This window comes from Streptomyces sp. NPDC050636, from assembly GCF_040654775.1.
Lineage (GTDB): Bacteria > Actinomycetota > Actinomycetes > Streptomycetales > Streptomycetaceae > Streptomyces.
In genome coordinates this window covers 186,840-203,345 of the sequence record NZ_JBFAIP010000003.1, presented here as the reverse complement: position 1 = coordinate 203,345, position 16,506 = coordinate 186,840, and the positions used below count along the sequence as shown (strand labels likewise).

General features: G+C 69.9%; 14 protein-coding genes, 1 tRNA gene and 2 pseudogenes. 5 read left to right on the top strand and 12 right to left on the bottom strand.

The window, feature by feature from the left end; genetic code table 11:
* Window positions 1-66: 66 nt before the first annotated feature.
* Window positions 67-471, top strand: a complete 405-nt coding sequence (locus AB0I10_RS05595; protein WP_363151011.1) for a globin — start codon at window positions 67-69, stop codon at window positions 469-471.
* 194 nt (window positions 472-665) lie between these two features.
* Here AB0I10_RS05595 and AB0I10_RS05590 read toward each other — a convergent pair whose 3' ends face one another.
* The 7 genes from AB0I10_RS05590 to AB0I10_RS05560 form a co-directional block, all read right to left on the bottom strand.
* Window positions 666-1,388, bottom strand: a complete 723-nt coding sequence (locus tag AB0I10_RS05590) for a hypothetical protein (protein ID WP_363151010.1) — start codon at window positions 1,386-1,388, stop codon at window positions 666-668.
* Window positions 1,385-1,819 carry a thioesterase family protein gene (locus AB0I10_RS05585; RefSeq protein ID WP_363151009.1) on the bottom strand — a complete coding sequence of 145 codons (435 nt, stop codon included), beginning with the start codon at window positions 1,817-1,819 and terminating at the stop codon, window positions 1,385-1,387. The genes AB0I10_RS05590 and AB0I10_RS05585 overlap by 4 nt, the downstream gene beginning before the upstream one ends.
* A 5-nt stretch (window positions 1,820-1,824) precedes the next feature.
* A complete protein-coding gene (gene ettA / locus AB0I10_RS05580; RefSeq protein WP_363151008.1) occupies window positions 1,825-3,489 on the bottom strand; it encodes an energy-dependent translational throttle protein EttA in 1,665 nt (554 codons plus the stop codon).
* A gap of 291 nt (window positions 3,490-3,780) precedes the next feature.
* The gene (locus tag AB0I10_RS05575) at window positions 3,781-5,175 is read right to left on the bottom strand and encodes an LAETG motif-containing sortase-dependent surface protein (RefSeq protein ID WP_363151007.1); all 1,395 of its coding nucleotides are present in this window, start codon (window positions 5,173-5,175) and stop codon (window positions 3,781-3,783) included.
* Window positions 5,176-5,439: 264 nt separating this feature from the next.
* Window positions 5,440-6,000 carry a single-stranded DNA-binding protein gene (locus AB0I10_RS05570; protein ID WP_363151006.1) on the bottom strand — a complete coding sequence of 187 codons (561 nt, stop codon included), beginning with the start codon at window positions 5,998-6,000 and terminating at the stop codon, window positions 5,440-5,442.
* 155 nt (window positions 6,001-6,155) lie between these two features.
* Window positions 6,156-7,853 (bottom strand): GTPase, encoded by a 1,698-nt coding sequence (locus tag AB0I10_RS05565; protein WP_363151091.1) that lies wholly within the window; start codon window positions 7,851-7,853, stop codon window positions 6,156-6,158.
* Window positions 7,854-8,221: 368 nt separating this feature from the next.
* Window positions 8,222-9,922, bottom strand: coding sequence for a GTPase domain-containing protein (locus AB0I10_RS05560; protein ID WP_363151005.1), 1,701 nt, complete (start codon window positions 9,920-9,922; stop codon window positions 8,222-8,224).
* Window positions 9,923-10,234: 312 nt separating this feature from the next.
* Here AB0I10_RS05560 and AB0I10_RS05555 point away from each other — a divergent pair.
* Window positions 10,235-10,310, top strand: a tRNA-Arg gene (locus AB0I10_RS05555).
* Between the two features lie 299 nt (window positions 10,311-10,609).
* Here the strand turns inward: AB0I10_RS05555 and AB0I10_RS05550 are convergent.
* The 3 genes and pseudogenes from AB0I10_RS05550 to AB0I10_RS05540 all read right to left on the bottom strand — a co-directional run.
* A complete protein-coding gene (locus AB0I10_RS05550; RefSeq protein WP_363151004.1) occupies window positions 10,610-11,059 on the bottom strand; it encodes a hypothetical protein in 450 nt (149 codons plus the stop codon).
* Between the two features lie 262 nt (window positions 11,060-11,321).
* A complete protein-coding gene (locus AB0I10_RS05545) occupies window positions 11,322-11,702 on the bottom strand; it encodes a hypothetical protein (RefSeq protein WP_363151003.1) in 381 nt (126 codons plus the stop codon).
* A 201-nt stretch (window positions 11,703-11,903) separates the two neighbouring features.
* A pseudogene (locus tag AB0I10_RS05540) lies at window positions 11,904-12,113 on the bottom strand (AraC family transcriptional regulator); the annotation flags it as partial.
* A 1,172-nt stretch (window positions 12,114-13,285) separates the two neighbouring features.
* On the opposite strand from AB0I10_RS05540, the gene AB0I10_RS05535 reads away from it, so the two are divergent.
* The 3 genes from AB0I10_RS05535 to AB0I10_RS05525 all read left to right on the top strand — a co-directional run bounded on the left by AB0I10_RS05535 (window position 13,286) and on the right by AB0I10_RS05525 (window position 14,648).
* Window positions 13,286-13,525: a hypothetical protein gene (locus AB0I10_RS05535; protein ID WP_363151002.1), complete on the top strand. Its 240-nt coding sequence runs from the start codon at window positions 13,286-13,288 to the stop codon at window positions 13,523-13,525.
* A gap of 348 nt (window positions 13,526-13,873) precedes the next feature.
* Window positions 13,874-14,173: a hypothetical protein gene (locus AB0I10_RS05530; RefSeq protein WP_363151001.1), complete on the top strand. Its 300-nt coding sequence runs from the start codon at window positions 13,874-13,876 to the stop codon at window positions 14,171-14,173.
* A gap of 130 nt (window positions 14,174-14,303) precedes the next feature.
* Entirely contained in the window at window positions 14,304-14,648 is a 345-nt protein-coding gene (locus AB0I10_RS05525; protein WP_363151000.1) for a hypothetical protein, read from the top strand.
* 753 nt (window positions 14,649-15,401) lie between these two features.
* On the opposite strand, the gene AB0I10_RS05520 is transcribed toward AB0I10_RS05525, so the two are convergent.
* Both AB0I10_RS05520 and AB0I10_RS05515 read right to left on the bottom strand, forming a co-directional pair.
* Window positions 15,402-15,680 carry a hypothetical protein gene (locus tag AB0I10_RS05520; RefSeq protein ID WP_363150999.1) on the bottom strand — a complete coding sequence of 93 codons (279 nt, stop codon included), beginning with the start codon at window positions 15,678-15,680 and terminating at the stop codon, window positions 15,402-15,404.
* 429 nt (window positions 15,681-16,109) lie between these two features.
* Window positions 16,110-16,229 (bottom strand): annotated as a pseudogene (locus AB0I10_RS05515) (hypothetical protein); the annotation flags it as partial.
* Window positions 16,230-16,506: the final 277 nt, after the last annotated feature.

Genomic DNA, 16,506 nt, shown 5'->3' with positions numbered 1-16,506 from the left:
TCTCCCCTTCGCCCTCCCCGTCCTACGTCCAAAGTCCTCGGTCGCCGCGTCTGACACCATGGACGCGTGAACAAGATTCCGCGCGGCACGCTTCAGGAGCAGACCTTCTACGAACAGGTCGGTGGCGAACCGACCTTCCGTCGTCTGGTGCACCGCTTCTACCAGGGAGTCGCCGAGGACCCGCTGCTGCGGCCGATGTACCCGGAGGAGGATCTGGGCCCGGCCGAGGAGCGGCTCGCGCTCTTCCTCATGCAGTACTGGGGCGGCCCCCGTACGTACAGCGACGGCCGCGGCCATCCCCGGCTGCGGATGCGGCACGCCCCCTTCACCGTCGACCGCGCCGCGCACGATGCGTGGCTGCGGCACATGCGGGACGCCGTGGACTCCCTCGAACTGTCCGAGGAACACGAGACGCAGCTGTGGAACTACCTCACCTACGCGGCCGCCTCGATGATCAACACCGCGGACTGACGAACCGGGGCGCAGGCAGGATCAGCGGGTCGGCAGGACGCAGAGGGCTCACCGGGCTCACCACCCCACTCGCACCACACCCGCCGCTCAGGCCGACGTGACCGCTCGGGTCGCGTGACGGCGAGGGGCGACGTGACCGCTCAAGGCCGTGCGACCGATCAGGCCGGCGCGACCAGTCAGGCCGGTGCGACCGGTCAGGTCGGTGTGACCGTCAGCCCCGACAGCCCCTTCAGCCCCGCCGGTCCGCCCGTCCGTACCGCGGTCGAGCCGTAGGCGGTGCTCAGGCGCAGCCAGCCGCCCGCTTCGAGGAGCGTCGGCGGTTGCGGGTCGTGGGCGGTGTCGGCTGGCATACCGCTGCCGGCCAGGGCGCCCGCACGGGCGGGGCGCAGGAAGCCCAGCGACTGGGCGGCGTGCACGGCGCGCAGCGGGAGATGGGTGTCGCCGAGGGTGCGCGACCAGATCTCCCGGCCGATGTGGTCCCGTTCGGCGCGGGTGCGGTGCTGCGGCGGCAGCGCCTCGTCGCGGGCGCGGAATTCGGCGACCGCGGCGGCCACCGCACGTATCAGCGCGTCGGGCGCGGGCAGTCCTGGCACCCGTCGCCAGCCGCCACGCGGGGGCAGCAGTCCGGCCCAGGGCGGGCCGGTGACCGCGGCGGGCACGGTCAGCGCATCCGCCGACTCCCGGATGCCTTCGAGGAGTTCACCGGCGGAGACGGTGACGTCCAGGGTGCGGTCGTCGGCGAGCCGGGCGGTACGGATCGCCAGTACCTCGAAGGACGGCGGGCGGCCGAAGACGGCCAGTACGCCGTCGCCGGCCTGGAGCCGTACCGCGGCGGCGCGGTCGTAATGGATCAGCCGGGCCAGGAAGGCGGCGAGATCCGCCGCCTCCCCGGCATCGGCCAGGCGCAGCGCCGTCATACGGCGACGGCCCCCTCCTGATGCGAGGCGTCGTCCATGAACTCCTTGAGGATGGCCTTCTCCTCCGCGGTGATGCGGCGGGGGCGCTCCTCGGCGAAGTTGTACGGGACGACGACGGTCGAGGCCCGGAGGTAGAGCATGGCCTCGTCCTTGACCTCGTACGCGACGGTCATCGACGCGGCGCTGACCTTCGTCACCCACAACTCGATGGTCACCGGGGAGTGCCGGTGCACCAGCGGCCGCACATAGTCGATCTCATGCCGGGCGACGACCGAGCCGCCCGTGAACGACGGGCTGCCGCCCCCCGGCGCCAGCCGGCGCATGAAGTCGATCCGCGCCTCTTCGAGGTAGCGGACGAACACCGCGTTGTTGACATGGCCGAATGCGTCCATGTCCGACCAGCGCAGGGGGCAGGAGTAGAGGTGTCGCACGACGGTCAGCCCCGGGTCAGCTTCTTGTAGGTGGCGCGGTGCGGACGGGCCGCGTCCGCTCCGAGGCGCTCGATCTTGTTCTTCTCGTACGACTCGAAGTTGCCCTCGAACCAGAACCACTTGGATTCGCCCTCGTACGCCAGGATGTGCGTGGCTACTCGGTCCAGGAACCAGCGGTCGTGGGAGACGACCACGGCGCAGCCCGGGAACTCCAGCAGAGCGTTCTCCAGCGAGGAGAGGGTCTCGACGTCGAGGTCGTTGGTCGGCTCGTCGAGGAGCAGCAGGTTGCCGCCCTGCTTGAGGGTGAGCGCGAGGTTCAGACGGTTGCGCTCACCACCGGAGAGCACACCGGCCGGCTTCTGCTGGTCCGGGCCCTTGAAGCCGAACGCGGAGACATACGCCCGCGAGGGCATCTCGACGTGGCCGACGTTGATGTAGTCCAGCTCGTCGGAGACCACGGCCCACAGGGTCTTCTTGGGGTCGATGTTCTCGCGGCTCTGGTCGACGTAGGAGATCTTGACGGTCTCGCCGACCTTGATGTCGCCGGCGTCCGGGGTCTCCAGGCCCTGGAGCATCTTGAACAGCGTGGTCTTGCCGGCGCCGTTCGGGCCGATGATGCCGACGATGCCGTTGCGCGGCAGGGTGAAGCTCAGGTCGTCGATCAGGACCTTCTCGCCGAAGGCCTTGTTGAGCTTCTCGACCTCGACGACGACATTGCCCAGGCGCGGGCCCGGCGGGATCTGGATCTCCTCGAAGTCCAGCTTCCGCATCTTGTCGGCCTCGGCGGCCATTTCCTCGTAACGCGCCAGACGGGCCTTGGACTTGACCTGGCGCCCCTTGGCGTTGGAGCGCACCCACTCCAGCTCTTCCTTCAGACGCTTCGCACGCTTGGCGTCCTTCTGGCCCTCGACCTTGAGGCGGGTCTGCTTGGTCTCCAGGTACTTGGAGTAGTTGCCCTCGTAGCCGTGCGCACGGCCGCGGTCGAGCTCCAGGATCCAGCCGGCGACGTTGTCGAGGAAGTACCGGTCGTGGGTGACGGCGACGACGGTGCCGGGGTACTTCGCGAGGTGCTGCTCCAGCCACTGCACGGACTCGGCGTCCAGGTGGTTGGTGGGCTCGTCGAGCAGCAGCAGGTCGGGGGCCTCCAGCAGCAGCTTGCACAGCGCGACGCGGCGGCGCTCACCACCGGAGAGGTTGGTGACCGCCCAGTCGCCGGGCGGGCAGCCGAGCGCGTCCATGGCCTGCTCAAGCTGGGTGTCCAGGTCCCACGCGTTGGCGTGGTCGAGGTCCTCCTGGAGCTTGCCCATCTCCTCCATCAGCGCGTCGGAGTAGTCGGTCGCCATCAGCTCGGCGACCTCGTTGAAGCGATGGAGCTTGCCCATGATCTCGGCGGCGCCGTCCTGCACGTTCTGCAGCACCGTCTTGGACTCGTCCAGCGGCGGCTCCTGGAGGAGCATGCCGACCGTGTAGCCCGGGGAGAGGAACGCGTCACCGTTCGACGGCTGCTCAAGACCGGCCATGATCTTCAGCACCGTGGACTTACCGGCGCCGTTGGGACCCACGACACCGATCTTCGCGCCCGGCAGGAAGCTCAGCGTCACGTCATCGAGGATGACCTTGTCGCCGTGCGCCTTGCGCGTCTTGCGCATCGTGTAGATGTACTCAGCCAAGAGAAACCGTCCGGCAGTTTTGGATCTATCAGGTCTGTGTGCGGCTCCGCCGCCTGGGCCATGGTGCGGCGTGGCCGCGCGAGGGCAGATACACCCCATCTTGCCGTACGTCCATCCCCCGACGGAAACGGGTATCGCTGGGCGGACGGCCGACGGGCAGCGACGGAGCGGTGTTGCGGCGGGTGGGCGGATGCCCGTGGCCCCGGAGCGAATGCTGCGCCCGGGGCCCACGGGGTGCTGCACCGGCTGCCGGCCGGCGAACCGGCCGGCAGCCGATCTGTTACCGCTCGATCACTGTGCGGTGGGGCCGGTCTTCTTCTTACGGAGGAAGAACACCGCGCCGCCGCCGACCAGGACGAGGACGACCGCGACGCCCGCGATCATCGGCGTGGCATTGCTGGAGCCGGTCTCGGCGAGGTCGCCGCCGTTACCGCCGGTGGTGCCGCCGACCGAGGCCGGGCTGGGCTGCGGGGAGGGCTTGCCGCCGCCGCTGCCGGCGGTCTTGCAGTCCAGGACCCCGGAGAAGGTCTTCTTGAAGCCGCCCGCACCCTTGATGGTGATCTCGTACGGCTGGTCCTCGGCCACCGGCACGGTCACGGTCTGCGACGCACCGGGAGCAATCTCGTAGTCCTTGCCGGAGAGCTGGAAGCGGAACGCCTCATCGCCCTTGTTGCTCGCCGTGACGTCCACGCCGCCCTTGGAGCAGTTCTTCTCGGCGGTGATCGCCGGGATGGCGCCCTGCTTCTTCCAGGAGACCGTGGCGGCCGCGGAGACCGTGGACTCGCTGGAGCCGGCCAGGATCTGCGTCTGGCTCTTGGCGTGCACACCGATGCCGGTGAAGGCACGGCCGACCGGAACCTTGGTGGCGGCCTGGGCGGTCAGCGAGGTGCTGCCGTCGGCGGCGCCCTTGGGCACGTCGAAGAACAGCTGGGTGCCGTCGGCGGCGCTGGTGAGGGGCTTGCCGTCCTTGCCGACGACCTTGACACCGGCCGGCACGTCGGCGGCCGGGGAGACCGTGACGCTGTCGGCGTTGGTGTGCACGGTGACCGGGCCGAGACGGCTGCCGGACTTACCGGAGACGGCCGGCGGGTCCAGCGTCAGCGACGCCTTGGGCTCGGCGACGTTCTGCGCGCTCTTCTCCAGGTAGTCGGCGAGCTTCTCGGCCGCGGGGTCGGCCGCGTCCACCTTGACGTGGTCGGAGAAGCGCCAGATCGCGACCTGGGTGCCGGCCGCGGCGGTCCGCTCGGTGAGGTTCCCGGCGCCGGCCTTGGAGGCGAGCGCGGCCAGGTCGTTCACCTGCGGGTAGGAGTTCTGCAGAATCCAGCGGATCTTGCCCGCGTCACCGTTGTTGTGCAGCGACGAGGCGCTCCAGGGAACCTCCTGGTACTTCGCCTGCTGCTGCGTCGGGTTGTGGATGTCGATGCAGTACGTCTGGAGCGTGCCGCCGTTGTCGACCGCCATCTCGAAGAGACCGGCGCCGATGCGCTGGTTCTGCCCGTCGGCGTGCACGATCGCCTGATCGAAGGTCTTCAGACCGCCGAGCGTGGCGGTGGCGCCTCCGTGCGCGGGGGTCGTGTCATCGGCCGCCGCGGTCCCCGCGGTGGCTATCGCACCCGCCGCGACCAGGCCCGAGGCCACGACCGCGGCGGCAAGGCGGGCTGCGCCCCGCCTCTTCATCGAAAGCATGAAATTCCCCTCTGGGCGAGGCGGTCGAATGGGGAGGATGCCTCGCCGGAAGATCCCAAAGAACTCAACAGCCGAACTGGTCAGCCCCCGTGAGTGCTCGTCAGCCCCCGTGGCTACTCGTCGGAATCCTATGGAGCAGGCGCATCAGGGTCCCCAGTAATGACATTCCATAAGCGATCCGAATCGCAATCGTTACCGATCGCGGGCACCCTGACCTGGCATTATCGATAAATCAATGCGGACTTTTCGGGCACCGATACCTTCTCAGGCGAATTGCTTGTGAGCGGGGGCAGCGGCCGGAGCTTCGGACGTCTCAGCAGTTGTCGGAGGTGATGTCGCCTCTGCCTCTGCCTCTGCCTCTGCCTCTGCCTCTGTAACCGTCGTCTCTGTTTCCACAACCGTCGACGTCTCGGCTGTTGCCGCCAGTTGTGGCGGGGCGAGATCCGTACGCGCCCACGAGACTCTGCGGAACGCCGCGGTGCCGCGCGAGAGATCGTGTCCGATCGCGACGGCGTCCACTTCGGCCGCGAACCAGCGCTGCCCGCCCCGCTCGGGAGACTGTTCCCCTTCTCGTACCCTCAACCGCCCGTGAACCACCAGGGGTTCCCCCACTGCCACCGATGCGGCGACGTTGTCCGCGAGCCCGCGCCAGGACCGGACCGTATAGAAGCTCGTCTCCGCGTCGGTCCAGCACTCCCGCGTCCGGTCGAAGCGCCGGGACGTCGCCGCCATCCGGAACCTCGCCACCGGCACACCCGCCGTCGTCTGCCGGTGCTCCACCGCCGTCGCGGCATTCCCCACCAGCGTCACCATCGTGTCGTTCATCGGACCCGCCCCCGTTCGCTCTCGCCGTGCGCTGATCCCATGCTGCACGGATTCGGCGAAGGCCGCGGCGGGCTGTGTACGGCGGGCCGACTGTGGATAACTCGGCCACCCGGGAGGGGTACGCGGGGCGCCCCGCGTACCCGCCTCACCTCACATCACGCACCCGACGCCACCGCGTACCGCTCACGCACCTCGCGGTAGCGCAGCAGCTCGGCGGCCACCGGCTCCAGCACCCGGGCCCGTCCGCAGTCCGCCGCCGCGCTCCGCAGCCGCCGTTCGGCCTCCTGCCCGTACCGCCGGGCCGGGCCGCGCGCCGCCACCCCGCACATCCACGTCAGCACCGGGCCGCCCACCGAGCCGATGACCGCCGGCAACAGCGCGGACACCCATGCCGTCCCGTCGGCCACCCCCGTGACCACGCCCAGCAGCCACAACACGCCGACCACTTGGAGCACGAACAGCAGCCCTTGCAGCGCGGCGGCCACCGTCCACCACCGCGGCTTCGCGGACGGTCCGCCCCGTAGGGACTCCTCGGTATCGGCCGCCACTTTGTCCAGTGCCTCCGCCAGCCCCTCCGCACCCCGGCCCGCCGCCTCGCGCACCGCCTGAGCCCAGGGCGTCGGCAGCCCGCACGCGGCCTCGCCCGCAACGGCCCGTACGGCCTGCTCCACTACTGGCCGCGCCGCCGGCCGGGCATCCACGGCTGCATCGGTCGGCGCACCGTTGTTCCGTCCGCCGTGGAGCTGTCCACCGTTGCCCCGTCCACCATTGCCCCGTCCACCATTGGTTCGGGCCACCCCCGCGGCCCCGCCCCCCGTACGCCCACTCCCTGCCCCGGCGTGCCGATCTTCTACCCGCCGCCCCCTGCGCCGCCCGCTCAGCCGCGTCCACAGGGAGCCGCAGCCCAAGTCGGCGTGCCGTAGCCAGTCGCGTTCCGCCGCGCGCCCGGTGGCCACCGCGCCCACCGCCTCGGCCAGCCGGGCGTCGAAGTCCGCGCGGGCTCCTTCCGTCAGCCCCACCCGGCCGGCCGCCACATACGCCGACCTCAGCCGCTCGGCCGCCCCGTCCACATCCGCCGCCAGTCGCCGCGCTGCCGCGCCCCGTTCCGCGACGAACTGGCCGAGCGTCTCGCGGAGTTCCCCCACACCCTGCCCCGTCGCGGCGGACAGCGCGAGCACCGTCGCGCCCGGCTCACCGTGCTCGCCCAGCGCCAGCCCGTCCTCGTCCAGCAGCCGGCGCAGATCGTCCACCACTTGGTCCGCGGCGTCCCCGGGCAGCCGGTCCACCTGATTGAGCACCACGAACGTGACCTCCGCGTAGCCCGCCAACGGCCGCAGATACCGCTCGTGCAGCACCGCGTCCGCATACTTCTCCGGGTCGACCACCCAGATCACCGCGTCCACCAGCGCCAGCATCCGGTCCACCTGCGCACGGTTACCGGTGGCCGCCGAGTCATGGTCTGGCAGGTCGAGCAGAATGAGTCCACGCAGGTCAGGGGTGCCGTCCACCGGGGCGTGACGGCGGCGCGCCGGTACGTCCAGCCGGTTCAGCAGCCCCTCCGCACCCGGTCTGTCGTCCGACCACACGCAGGCCACCGGTTCGCAGGTCGTCGGCCGCCGCGCGCCGACCTGCGAACGGCTCGCCCCCGCCAGCACGTTGAACAGCGACGACTTGCCGCTGCCGGTCGCGCCGGCGATGGCCACGACGGTGTGCTCGCCGGAGAGCCGGAACCGCTCGTCCGCCGCGTCCAGCACCCGGCCCGCCGCGTCCAGCGTCTCGCCGTCCAGCCGGGTCCGGGACAGCGCGGTCAGCTCACGCAACGCGTCCAGCCGCGGGCGCAGCGCGTCGCCCATGGCGCGCCGCTGCCTACCGGGCGCGCGGTCGTACGCGACGAGCCCGTCCGGAACCCGGCCTGGGGTCTCCTCATGCCTGCCCACCTGGACGTCCACGGGTACCGAAACGTCGACGTCCACTCCGGCGCCTGCACCCCGCCGCCCCTCTTGGAGGTCCGCTTCAAGGTCCGCCGGAATGATCGGCTCGATGTGTGACGCATCAGGGGAGGCGACGGGTGACGCCTCTGGTCTCTCAACGGGCGGCTCAGGCCCACGCCGCGCACCCGGCCGGGGAGCCCGGTCCCACGCCCGCCGCGCGATCAACCCGTCATCCCACGCCCCATCCGCCCGACCGCCCCCAGCCTTCTCCGTGTCCTCCGTAGAAGCGGTCACCCCAGCACCTTCTCCTTCTGCAGTACGGACAGCGCGGCGATCAACTCGGCCTGCTGATCCGGTGGCACGGACAGTCGGTCCAGCGGGGCCAGCCGCCGCTCGCGCTCGCCGTCCAGCGCGCGTTCCAGGTACGTCGCCAGCAACCGGCTGCCCCGGTCACACAACCGCAGCGCGCTCTGGGCTCCCAACAGGTCGGCGAGGTTCTCGCCCGCGGTTCGGGCCCGGCGGCCACCGAGCAGCGCGGTGGCCAGCAGCGCCGCCGACTCCTCAGGAGCTACGCAGCCCGCGCGTTCGGCTGCCCGCCCGCCGCGCGCCTCGCGGGTCTCCTCCTCGGCCAGTTCCTCCATACAGCGCCGCCAGCGCCGGACGACCACCCCGAGCCGCCCGGCTGCCCCGGTGGCGCCGGCGGCCGCCGTCAGCGACACGTCCGCCGCGGCGGGATCACGCCGCCAGGCATCGCCGGCCCGCTCGTCGGCCTCCTCGACCGCGCAGGCCAGCAGGGATGTGAGCCCGTGCGTCAGCGCGTCCAGGAGCTCGTCCGTCCGGCCGCCGAGGGCATGGTCACGCCAGTGGGCGCGCGCGTCGCCGGAGAGCACCTCGCCCGCCGCGACCTCCCGCCGTACCCGCTCCGCGGCCCCCTCGTACGCCTCCTCGACCCGTCCGGCCAGCCGCAGCGCCGCGGCGTGCTGGGCGGCGACCGCCCCGGCCAGCGCGGGCAGACGGCTGCGCAGCGAGGCGATGACGCCGGCGGCAGTACGGTCCGCGGCGGCGGCGCGGGCGACCGGGTCCTGGGCGTGACGCTCCAGCCAGGCGCGCAGCTCGGCGACGGCGGTGGCGGGCAGCAGACCGGTGCCGCCGCCGGCCGATTCGGGCAGCTCGGGGATGGTGAACCGCGGGACATGGCCGAGGCCGGCACGCTGCAGCAGTTCCGCATAACGCCCTGAAATGTCCGTGACGATCTGATGCGGCACCCGGTCCAGGACGGTCACCAGCGTGACGTCGTACTCCTTGGCCGTCCGCAGCAGATGCCAGGGCACCGCGTCCGCGTACCGGGCGGCGGTGGTGACCAGCACCCACACATCCGCCGCGCAGATCAGCTCGGCGGCCAACTCCCGGTTGCCGGCGACCAGCGAGTCGATATCCGGGGCGTCGAGCAGCGCCAGCCCGCTGGGCAGTGCCGGCTCCGTCTCGATCCGCACCGTGGGCATCCCGGGCTCACCGGTCCACCCGCCCCCATGCCCCTCAAACTCGCCGAACCCATCCCCGTGCCCCCCGCTCTCCCCCCAGTCACCACTCCCTTGATACGTGCCGTCCCCGCCGTCCTGCTCAGGCACCCACACCCGCGTGAGCTGCGGCAAAACCCGCGGTCCGGCGAACCAATGGTGATCGTCGGGATGGCAGACAAGCACCGGCGTACGGGTCGTAGGGCGCAGCACCCCCGCCTCCGAGACCCGGCGCCCCACCAGCGAATTGACCAGCGTGGACTTGCCCGCCCCGGTGGATCCGCCGATGACGGCGAGCAATGGGGCCTGAGGTGCACACAGGCGGGGCATCACATAGTCATCAAGCTGGGCGAGCAGCTCGGCTCGGCTGCGCCGGGCGCGGGCGGCGCCCCGAAGTGGCAGCGGAAAGCGTGCGGCGTCGACACGTTCGCGCAATACGGACAGTGCATCGATGAGCCGGGGTCGTACGTCCAAGGTCGCCACATGTGCAGAATGCCCAATTTCGATGGGTTTTTGAAGCGTATAACCCCTCGTGCGCGCCGCAGAAACCCCCACAGAACGGGATCAGTGCCCCATGGGACGTTCGCGACAAGTGAGACGCAGGCATAACGAGTGCACAACACCCGGCGCGCGAGACGCCAAAAGCGGTGCAGGATTCGTACCTGCCTGCGATTATCGGGACCGCTTCACCGAACCTCCACAACGTGCCACGCAGGTGAAGCAACCGGGACGAGGCACCCGGACCTCTATCCTTGTCCGCGGTCCGTGATCCACGTTCACCGCCCGGCCCCCGTAGCTCAGTGGATAGAGCAGGTGCCTTCTAAGCACTTGGCCGCAGGTTCGAGTCCTGCCGGGGGCGCCAGACCAGACCCTCCCCTCGGGAGGGTCTTTTTGCTGGTCAGGGCATGTGTGGCCACACATGTAGAAGCGCCGGACCCTCCCCTGGTGATCGCGGGGAGCGTCCGGCGCTGTCCGGCTGTCACCGGGTTTCTGCGGGTGGCTGCGTCACCAGCCTTGAGCCAGTTCGTGAGACAGGTGTTCCGGAGGTCGTTAGACCCGTTTGCCGAGCGGCGAGTCACCCCCGGGGTGTTACAGCCCGTCGGCGAAGCCGACCCGCAGAACCGAGCGGCCAGGCCCGGTTGGTTCTGCCCGTACTTCCGGTCAGTTGTCCACGTACCGGGTGCCTACGGACTCGACGTCCTTGCCCTTGACGAGGATGCCCTCGATGCCGACCTGGTGACCCTCGCGGAAGTTGAAGTCGCACCACGTCCCGTTGCCGGACGCACCCTTGGTCTTGCAGACACTGACGTTGCCGTCGCCGACGCCCCACACGTACGCCTGGAACCCCCAGCCGTCGAAGGTCGTGTCCCTGACACGCACCTTGTCGCCGCTCGGACTCCAGGCCACCTGACCGACCCAGGAGTCACCTTTGGTGTAATTGAGTATCACGCCCCCGTCGGCCCGCACCTGCTTGTGCACCTGGATTTGCTGCGACGGAGCCTGCTCGGAAGCGGACACGTCCGCCTGCGCGGACCCGGCACCGGCCACGGCCAGGCCAAAGACTGCCACGCTCGCCGCGGCTGTCGCCTTCCACTTGCGCTTCAACGGCATTTCTCTCCTTGATCCTGTTCTGGAGCGGCGATGTTGAGCTGCTCGCGTCCTGCGCCGGCTCGACAATGTGGGCCCTCTTGACGCCTCCCGCGCGAGCCTTAACCCGCCCGCGTCAGGGCGAGAAGGGGGGCGAAAACGCGCAGGCCCAGGCCCCGTAGGGCTGCTCAGGGACGGACGGCTCCCCAGGCGGCGCGGTCGGCGGCGAAGGGTGCGGAGGGTGGGCCTGCAGGGCCGGCTGCCCTGTACGCCCGTTGCGGGTCGGTCAGGCCCTGACCCAAGTCTCGCCCGAATACTTAATGTCGGTCGCACTGTCCAGCGCGCCCTCGATGATGAGGACCCTGCCTTCGGGGTAATTGAAGCGGCACGTCTTGGTCTGGCCCACGCCGCTGGTCTTGCACTGCCTAAAGGGCGAGTGACTCGCGTCGGAGATGTAGACGGCCACGTTGAAGGCGTAACCGTCCCGCTTGGTGTCGGTGATCGTCACCGTGTCACCGTTCGCCTTCCAGTACACCTTGCCGCCCTTGAAGCCGGGCTCCGGCGCCGCGTGTGCGGCACCCGCACCGGCAAGCCCGAACGCGAGCCCGGCGGCGGCCACGCCTGCTACGACCGACATCCGTGCCGTGCGCACCCTGAGGCGCTTCATATGAAATTCTCCCCGTTTCCCGTGCTGGTCTGCACTCCGTTACGCGCTGCCGATCGGCGAACGTCCTCCAGAATCCCGGAACGCGGCTGGTGAGTCGTGAGGGATGAGTGCACAACTGCGTTGGCAGTGAGTTCACTTGTGGCTGTGGAGGGCCTGGTGTGGGTGGTCGGTGGGTGTGGTGCAGTCGCGGTGGGCGGTACGGTCGCGGTGGGCCGCGTCCAGTCCTCGGCGGCGGATCCAGGCGGCGACCGTGGCGTCCTCGTCCTGGAACAGGCGATGCAGATAGCTGGTGGAGATGTGGTGCGCGGCGGCCAGATCGGTCAGGACCGTGCCCAGCCGGGGCCCGTCGGTGGGCTGGTATGGGGTGGTCTCCTCGGTGAGTTGGGTCAGGAACCGCGCCAGGAGGGCACCCATCTGTATCGGGAAGGCCAGCGGGAGTTGCTGCGGGCCTTCGATGCAGGCTTTCGATGCTGCCGAAGCTCGGCGAGCTGGCTCGTGATGCAGCGCAGCGGGCGTACGTGGCGAGCAAGAAGAGGACGCCGTTGTCGGCCCATTCGGCGGCCTGGGCGGGCGGGGCGCCGTTGTTGAGCCAGGTGGTCAGGCAGGTGTGACGCGGGATCGGCGGCCGGCGCGGCGTGTGAGGCCGGTAGCCCAGTGCGTCGTCGTACGTCGTCGTACCCCCGGCGGCTCAGGTCGACCTCGGCCCGGCGCATCCGCGCTTCGAGGTCACGCAGGTCGGCCAGGGCGAGATCAACGGCAGTGACGGCGGAGCTCAGCTCGACGCGGCCACTCGCTTGGCGATCACAGGAACAGGGAACCCCATGCGCAGCACTTTACGCGTCAGGAAGCACCTTGAAGAGACGGATCGTCTCGTCTCATATGCTGTTCCGGCCCTGCCTCCCAGCCACCGCAGCCTCCCCCGACATCGGCCCACCGCTTCCCGACTTCCGGGCTTGCGGCCTGGAACAGCAACTCGCCCCGCTAGCCTTCGTCGTCGGCGTCGGGCAGGCGCACATCCCGCACGTACATGGCAACGGCCTCGTCGGACCGGACTCCGGCGTGGCAGATCGCAGACAAAGAACGCTTGCCGCCGCTCTACGCCACGGGAGCGCGATACCCAGGCGAATAGGCCTGCGGCCGGGTCGGGTTGAGAAGGACCACTTGCCCACCGTTGACGAGGCCATCGGTGCAGCCCCCTCCCCTTCGGTCGTGGTTTGCGCACAGGATCCGGCACTTGACCACGCACTCCACGATCCCGCACAGGACCCTGCGGAATCGCCGGACCGAGCATGCCGCGACAGCGACGCCCTTCAACTCGGCGGCCAGGGCATGCGGGACTTCGCCCACCGCGGCCAGATCCCCCGGGGCCGCCACAGTCAGATGTTGCGCTCAACCCACTTGAGGACGGCGGCCACTTCGGGCGGGGCACCGAACGGCGTTTGATACCCGAGGGAGGCTTTTACCCCAGTCCGACACGGGGAGTTCAGCGATGTGGAACCCCCAGATTGACTACTGCTAGTGTGCGGACGGTCACAGTAGGCAATCAGGCCTCTATGCACAGGTAATGAAGGGCCAAGGGTTCCATGCGCAAGCTTCAGCAGGTCGCGATCATCGCCGCAGCGGCCGGCAGTCTGTCCGGCATCGCCGCCGGCGCCGGCACCGCCTACGCCCACGGCGGTGGCAAGCAGGTGAACGACCTCTTCCGTCCGTACCAGGAGTGCAGTCCGCAGACGGTGGTCGACACCAACGTCCCGATCGGCGTACTCGCCGTCCCCCAGACCTATGGCACCACCTGCGGCCAGTTCAACCACGCATTCAACTAAGGCCGCCGAGGGAGCCACACTCGACGCTCGCCGCGAGCCCTTTGGGGGTCACCCCCGAAGGGCTCGCTTGCGTGCGGTGCGGCCGAACGGGTCGCGTGCGGTGCCGCCGAACGGGTGGAGTGCGGTGCGGCCGAACGGGTGGTTCGCCACGGGCCCGCCCGTGCCCCTGCTCGCCTGTCGGCGCCCTGACCTGCTCAGGTACGGGGCGGCTTCCGGTGGCGCGTGTTCGCGGTGACCTTTAAAATCCGGCGCGTCGCTGAGCGGTTGCGGGAACTTTCGTATTAGCTTCCGTAACTGTACGAAGTCGATCAATAACAGATCGCATCCGCTCAATCCACCGGAGAAGAAATGCGCAAGCTTCGCAAGGCCGCCGTCGTGGCCGCCGTCCTCGGCAGCGTCGGCTTCCTCGGCGCCGGCATCGCCAACGCCGACGGCCACGGCCAGGGCAAGGGCAAGGGCGGCGGCCAGCTCGACATCAGTCAGGCCACCCACTGCCGGTCGCACGACCTCAACGTCGACGTCCTCGGCGAGGTCGGGATCCTCGACGGCCTGCTGGGCAACGCACTCAACGGCGAGGGCTCCCCGGGTGCGCAGTCCACCCCGATCGGCTCGGAGATGGGCTGCAGCAACAGCGCCCTCAGCAAGTAACGGAAAGGGGTCCCGGACTCCTGGCCACGGGCCGGCGCCGGGGCCCCTTTTTCGACCTACTTCAGGGCCCGGGCGCGGGCCGGTTCGCGGTGCATGGCGCCCGGGCATCAATCACAAAGGAACGCAGCACATGTTCAGTCGGAAGAAGATCGCAGCCATCTCGGGGCTCCTGAGCGGCCTCGCCGTGACTTGCGCCGGCGTCGGCGTCGGCCAGGCGTACGCCTCAGAAATCCACGGCAGCTGCACCCGCGACATCCAGGGCAACGTCACCTGCCCCCAGCAGAACACCGGCTACAAGAGCGACGACGGCAGAGTTGCCATCCACCAGTCGCAGGACTGCATGGCGTCGAAGCCCGTGGCAGTGCCCGCAAGCGGCCTACTGAACAAGGGGCTCACGCACATCGGCCCCTCCGTGACCTGCTCCAACTCTGCGCCAGCGCCCAATAGCGTCGATCCGTCCAGCATTGGGCTCTGAGCCGCAGAGGCTGCTACACGAGTCTTCAGCAGAACACCCTCTCAAATGGTGGATGGCCGGACCGGGTTGATCCCGGTCCAGCCATCCACCATTTGCGTGCCCGGACAATCGGGGCACGGCGACCTCGTGGCCCATGGCGGGCGCGCTGAGCATGTCGTACTCACCAGTGATCACCAACGACGGTACAGCGGGCACCAGCTCGGCGCGATGAGCCTCCCAGTCATCGGCCACCCGGCTCCTGCCGTACCGGCGTCTACGGGCCACTGGCGGCATCGCGGTCGACAGCATGGTCCGCGGGCAGTTCCTCGGCGCAAGGCTGACCAAGCGCCGCGACAGGGCCTGCGTGGTCGCTGCGGGCCGCCCCCCCCGGCACCGGGGAGGAGCGTTCCCGGCTTGTGGCCCACGGGCCAATTCGCTGTTCTCTCCCAGGGGCATGGAGATGTCCCCTGGCCGGGGGCACGGAAGCCGATGTGCGGTCATCCGTTGCCGCCGTGCGGACTTCGGGCTGTTGGTGGCGACGCGGCCGCAAAGGCCCGACGCGACCGCCCTCGCGCACCAACCCAACTGCCGACCATGCAGCGTTCGTTGATGGATCGGTGCCGCCCTACGAACGGGCAGGCAGGCGGTCGTCGAGCTCGCCGCACGTGCACCGCTCCTGGACCGGGCCTGAAGGAGGCCAAAAAGGGGTCCCGGCGCCGGGCCTGTGGCTCGGCGCCGGGACCCCTTTCGATCACCTACGCAACTGCCCTGCGCTCAGACAGCGTTGTTGTCACAGCTCATCTTCGAGCCCAGGTTGGTGGGCTGCGCACCGGGGGAGCCTTCGCCGTTGAGCAGGTTGCCCCCCAGGCCGTTGACAAGCCCAACTCCCCCGAGGACATCGATGTTCATGTCATGCGACCGGCAGTGGGTGCCCTGCGTGACGTCGAAGTCGTGGGCGCCCGACTCCCCGTGGGCGTAGGCGGTGCCGGCGCAGAGGGAGCCGAAGCTGCCGAGAGCGGCGCCCACGACGGCAGCCTTCTGAAGCTTGCGCATTTCTTCTCCGTTGATTGAGCGGAAGCGATCTGCAACAGATCGATTTCTTACAGTTACGAGAGCGAAAAATGAATTGCCCCGCACCGCTCGACACGGCATCGACAGGCCGGAACGGGCGGTTCGCCCCGCGGCTGGGTGCAGGTGACGCCCTGGGTCTCGGGGTGGCGAGCAATCCGATCGGGACGGTGGCCTCGACCACCGTCTGTGGACTGCGCTCCTGGTACGGGCCGAAGAGGTTGTGCTGGTCCCGCGGGAAGACCTGCGGGGGCCGGGCGGTTACAGCGAGCCCGCTGGAGAAGCTCGCCGGCTCCGCCAGGCGTTCGATGGCGGCCAGAGGTGGCAAGAGGTGGCCCCACCTCCGCCGTTGCCGCACTCCAGGGGCGGGGCCATGCCAGACCGTCGTTGAACGGTCAGGCGAGTCGGGGCAGATCAAGCTCTCCCACCGGAGACGCCGCGAGCCGCCCGACACCAAGCGAGGAGACCTGCGGGACCCCGGCCCCGGGGTTGATCAGCGGGTTGATCAGCGGGTTGACCTGCGGGTTGACCTGCGGGTTGACCTGGGGGGCGGCCTGCGGGATGGACTGCGGGGCGACCATCTGCGGGACGACGACCTCCGGGGCGACGCGCGGGGTGACCGTCGGGGCGGCCTGCGGGGCCACCTGCGGGGCGGCTGCGGGGGCCGCCTGCTGCGGGGCGGGAGCCGGAGCAGCGGCCTGCGGAGCGGCCTGCTGGTGATCAGCCGGCGAGGCGGAAGCGTGCGCAGCGCCGTGCGAAGTGGCCACCGCAGTGGCGTGGTGGGGGGCGGCATGCTGCTGAACGGGAGCCG

Excerpts from the sequence above, each read along its gene's own strand:
- AB0I10_RS05590 (WP_363151010.1), bottom strand. The coding sequence starts at position 1,388 with ATGACGGCGCTGCGCCTGGCCGATGCCGGGGAGGCGGCGGATCTCGCC.
- AB0I10_RS05575 (WP_363151007.1), bottom strand. The coding sequence starts at position 5,175 with ATGCTTTCGATGAAGAGGCGGGGCGCAGCCCGCCTTGCCGCCGCGGTC.
- AB0I10_RS05570 (WP_363151006.1), bottom strand. The coding sequence starts at position 6,000 with ATGAACGACACGATGGTGACGCTGGTGGGGAATGCCGCGACGGCGGTG.
- AB0I10_RS05565 (WP_363151091.1), bottom strand. The coding sequence starts at position 7,853 with ATGGGCGACGCGCTGCGCCCGCGGCTGGACGCGTTGCGTGAGCTGACC.
- AB0I10_RS05550 (WP_363151004.1), bottom strand. The coding sequence starts at position 11,059 with ATGCCGTTGAAGCGCAAGTGGAAGGCGACAGCCGCGGCGAGCGTGGCA.
- AB0I10_RS05545 (WP_363151003.1), bottom strand. The coding sequence starts at position 11,702 with ATGAAGCGCCTCAGGGTGCGCACGGCACGGATGTCGGTCGTAGCAGGC.
- AB0I10_RS05535 (WP_363151002.1), top strand. The coding sequence starts at position 13,286 with ATGCGCAAGCTTCAGCAGGTCGCGATCATCGCCGCAGCGGCCGGCAGT.
- AB0I10_RS05530 (WP_363151001.1), top strand. The coding sequence starts at position 13,874 with ATGCGCAAGCTTCGCAAGGCCGCCGTCGTGGCCGCCGTCCTCGGCAGC.
- AB0I10_RS05525 (WP_363151000.1), top strand. The coding sequence starts at position 14,304 with ATGTTCAGTCGGAAGAAGATCGCAGCCATCTCGGGGCTCCTGAGCGGC.
- AB0I10_RS05520 (WP_363150999.1), bottom strand. The coding sequence starts at position 15,680 with ATGCGCAAGCTTCAGAAGGCTGCCGTCGTGGGCGCCGCTCTCGGCAGC.